Source organism: Gilliamella sp. Fer4-1 (assembly GCF_001690515.1).
GTDB lineage: Bacteria > Pseudomonadota > Gammaproteobacteria > Enterobacterales > Orbaceae > Gilliamella > Gilliamella apicola_C.
In genome coordinates this window covers 1-3,317 of the sequence record NZ_LZGZ01000285.1, presented here as the reverse complement: position 1 = coordinate 3,317, position 3,317 = coordinate 1, and the positions used below count along the sequence as shown (strand labels likewise).

4 protein-coding genes and 1 tRNA gene are annotated in these 3,317 nt (G+C 29.9%); 4 read left to right on the top strand and 1 reads right to left on the bottom strand.

Annotated elements, in window-relative coordinates; genetic code table 11:
* Positions 1 to 75 precede the first annotated feature (75 nt).
* Positions 76 to 152, top strand: a tRNA-Ile gene (locus A9G30_RS09885).
* Positions 153 to 756: 604 nt separating this feature from the next.
* Here A9G30_RS09885 and A9G30_RS09880 read toward each other — a convergent pair.
* On the bottom strand, positions 757 to 1,221 hold the full coding sequence (locus tag A9G30_RS09880) for an STY0301 family protein (protein ID WP_065588844.1): 465 nt from the start codon (positions 1,219 to 1,221) through the stop codon (positions 757 to 759).
* A 600-nt stretch (positions 1,222 to 1,821) separates the two neighbouring features.
* On the opposite strand from A9G30_RS09880, the gene A9G30_RS09875 reads away from it, so the two are divergent.
* The 3 genes from A9G30_RS09875 to A9G30_RS09865 all read left to right on the top strand — a co-directional run bounded on the left by A9G30_RS09875 (position 1,822) and on the right by A9G30_RS09865 (position 3,156).
* On the top strand, positions 1,822 to 2,124 hold the full coding sequence (locus A9G30_RS09875) for a hypothetical protein (RefSeq protein ID WP_065588843.1): 303 nt from the start codon (positions 1,822 to 1,824) through the stop codon (positions 2,122 to 2,124).
* 320 nt (positions 2,125 to 2,444) lie between these two features.
* Entirely contained in the window at positions 2,445 to 2,735 is a 291-nt protein-coding gene (locus A9G30_RS09870; protein ID WP_065588842.1) for a hypothetical protein, read from the top strand.
* A gap of 118 nt (positions 2,736 to 2,853) precedes the next feature.
* Positions 2,854 to 3,156, top strand: coding sequence for a hypothetical protein (locus A9G30_RS09865; RefSeq protein WP_065588841.1), 303 nt, complete (start codon positions 2,854 to 2,856; stop codon positions 3,154 to 3,156).
* The last annotated feature ends 161 nt before the right edge of the window (positions 3,157 to 3,317 follow it).

Genomic DNA, 3,317 nt, shown 5'->3' with positions numbered 1-3,317 from the left:
TATTAATTAATTATAGCAAATTCGATTTAACTCTATTATAATCGCAACCCTACTAACTTAGTCGCACGCCAAAATGGCCCCTTAGCTCAGTTGGTCAGAGCAGTCGACTCATAATCGATTGGTCACTGGTTCAAGTCCAGTAGGGGCCACCATATAAATGATTATTTATATTTAACAAATAAGTTCGTTTATGACTATACCATTCAATATTCTCGATGTATTTTATCATCACTGATTGTTTTTTGGTGGGTGTATTTGGCTGTCTTTGTATTGAGTATAATTATAGTTTTTGCATGTGAAAATAAATTGTTAAAGTTTATTTGTGCAATATTAGCAATAGCACTATTGTGCAGTTATATTTCTCTTTACTATCTTTATTCATTTTATACTTATTTTAAGCTTTTTTGATAAGCATTTATGTCCGTTGAAGAAATAATGGTTTTAGCGCTATTGAGTTGTTATACTTTTCTTCTTACGATTATCTATTTAGTTTAATTATTTCTAACTTTTAGCCTTTTAGAAACTCATATTTAGCTTTCTGTCTCATTATGTTGCGCTTGCCATTAACAAAAAAATGGCGCTCAATAAAGCGCTTTAATACAGATAAAACATCGTTTTTCACCGCTTGCTATATTAATTTTGTTTAATGAGCTGATATTTTTTCTGTATTCAAATTTGATTTTGCATTTTTCGGGAAATAGTTTATAGCTTGTCACTCGACTAATCTTTTACTACGAGTGAAAATTAGTTATATGTTTAATGAATTTCTTGTAATTCACTCGTGCTACACTTAAATACAATTTGTGGATTATCGAATTGATCTTTTGAACTAGTCATCCAGCAGCTTTTCATTGATGGATCGATTTTCTTTATTAATTGCACTTCGTCGCTATTATAGCCACAGCTAATCCAGTTACCCTCTTTATCATAAATGGTATTAACATTCCAAGTCGACTCATATTTTTTGCCATCAATAATACCTACTTCAGGTTTTAATTGAATTAATTTAACAGGTTTATCGGAATAAATACCTGCGGCATTAAGTACTTTACGCTCATTTCTTTTTTCTGAAACTTCCCAACCGTCAGGAGCACTATCAATATCAAATTGAGCAGATTTAACTTTCACCGCTATTGGGCAAGTAATTTCATAGGCATTAGCAGTGTGCAAAGTGCCAATTAAAACCAAAGAGGCAACACCTATCTTTAGTATTTTTTTCATTGATAAATCCTTATTAAAATATTGGCATAAATCATCATTTAATTTTATGTTAGACTGCAATTATGCAAAGATTATAAGTGTTGTCAAGCATATAGAATTCATCTCTATAATTATGTATGGTAATTGTTATGGGCAGAAGCACAGGAATAAGTAAGCTAAAATTTACAATATTTTGGAATGGCAACTCATTTGCAAACAAAAAATTAAAGGGGAAGTGGTTTGTTAAATTCTACAGGAGGAAAATAGCCTGACAATATAAGCCGTCCTCTAAGTAGTTATATAAGGTAGCCAGAATAATGATGTTGGTTTGCATTTAGGATGCTATTTTCCATTTGCAACTGTTTAAGCTTTTTGTGTAATGCAAACAGCTTATTTTCTTCTGGTTGTGATGATTTGTAGGTTGAATGAGCCACTTTGCTTGATTTATTTAGTGATCTAAAGCGCAGGGTGCCAGATTATATTTTTCGGCTAAATTACTGTGTGATTTTTTTTGCAGATAAAGTTTAACCATTTTTGATTTTACCTTATCCTGATCCTTAAAAAATTGTATGATATCTAATAATTTTTAACAAAAAATGGATAAGCAAGGATAAAAGTAAGGTGCTAACAATAAATAATCAGGCTATTAAGACTCTATATGGTGAAGTATATGGAAGAGATGCCTTTATTCTAAAAAATGTCATATTAGATATGTATCCTCTGGAACTAGAGGTAGTAACTTCTCTTGATTTATCTTTTTGTCAATTAAATAATGGGTTAAGTGGTGAAGTTTTAGTTTATTTTAAGTTCAAAGATATAAAAAGTTTAACTATTACGATGATTGATGAATCAAAATATCAACTGGTAAAAAATCTTGCTTTGATAAAGTGTTTGATACCGAATGTGATGAACATTATATCTTAAGCACTTATGATCATGTGTTTGATGTAATTGGTCAATGTCAAGTATGTTATAAGTAGTTATGAACGTTTAGGATGGCGTTTAAATCGTTCAGCTTTACTTTATCTACTATTTATTTGATAAAGATGGTCTTTTTAGATTTAATTACGATTTTCTACTCAACTTTGTTTTTCGACTCTACCATAAATAATAGTTGTAGAGAATTAAATATAGTAAACGTTTTTGTAATTGAGAAAAAGATCTATCCCATTATCCAAATAAAGTAATCCATAATCTATGGTCACTTTCTACTTAATTCTAACCAACTTTACAAGTTTATTTATATGAGAAAAATTATCGCTATTATACACTATGTGATTTACTTAGCTGGCATTTTTATCTTATTAGTTATGGGTTCTAGCAAATACGATTGGATGCAAGAAATGGATAATACCATGACTAATTTGCCAAAAGATAGCTCTGGTAATGTAGGTCTAGTAATGGCAATCTTGGGGCTAATACTAGTTATAATGCAGGCTTTTCGTTTCAAACTAACTCATAGTCATTTTGAAAGAAAAATGATTGTTGTGCTAACGTTACTTGGATCCATTATTTGGTTGATTATATGTAGTTGATGACTAATTTTACTGGAATTCGCAATAATCTAAAGATTGAAAAATGTAATAAAGCAAACTTTTATCTTAACATAACAAAATACTAACCTTTGGGTAGTAAACTGCTGGGTACTTTTAGATGGATAATATTTTAATTAAAAATTTACTTTCCGCTATTGAAAAAGGTAACGTCAGGGGATGTGATGAAATAAAGGAAATAAACGGAGAGTGCTATTTTTTTCAATACGCATTGAAAAAGAAAAGCGGATTTTATAGCACTTACCTTTTTTATATCATTGAAAGTAAGATGGACGTTATAGAGGATTATGGCATTGAGCAAATTAAAAAATTCTCTGATATTATTGATGCTGTTAATTATTTTAAATCCCTTGGTGTTAATATTGAGCAATTTTCGTCGATAAAAGGAAATTTGCCTTTTTAATCAAAAATAGTAAATAGAGTAGTGTTGTTATTACCATGTAGTTCTACCCCTTTACTGTTGAAATAGCTAAAATAAAATTTTAGATATCGCAAATTATTGTCCGAAAGCTTAGCGTTGTATCTATATTTAGATGGCGAGTTTTTTAGTGTGTTATGATTCAA

Coding starts and splice junctions, on each gene's coding strand:
- A9G30_RS09865 (WP_065588841.1), top strand. CDS start 2,854: ATGGATAATATTTTAATTAAAAATTTACTTTCCGCTATTGAAAAAGGT.
- A9G30_RS09880 (WP_065588844.1), bottom strand. CDS start 1,221: ATGAAAAAAATACTAAAGATAGGTGTTGCCTCTTTGGTTTTAATTGGC.
- A9G30_RS09870 (WP_065588842.1), top strand. CDS start 2,445: ATGAGAAAAATTATCGCTATTATACACTATGTGATTTACTTAGCTGGC.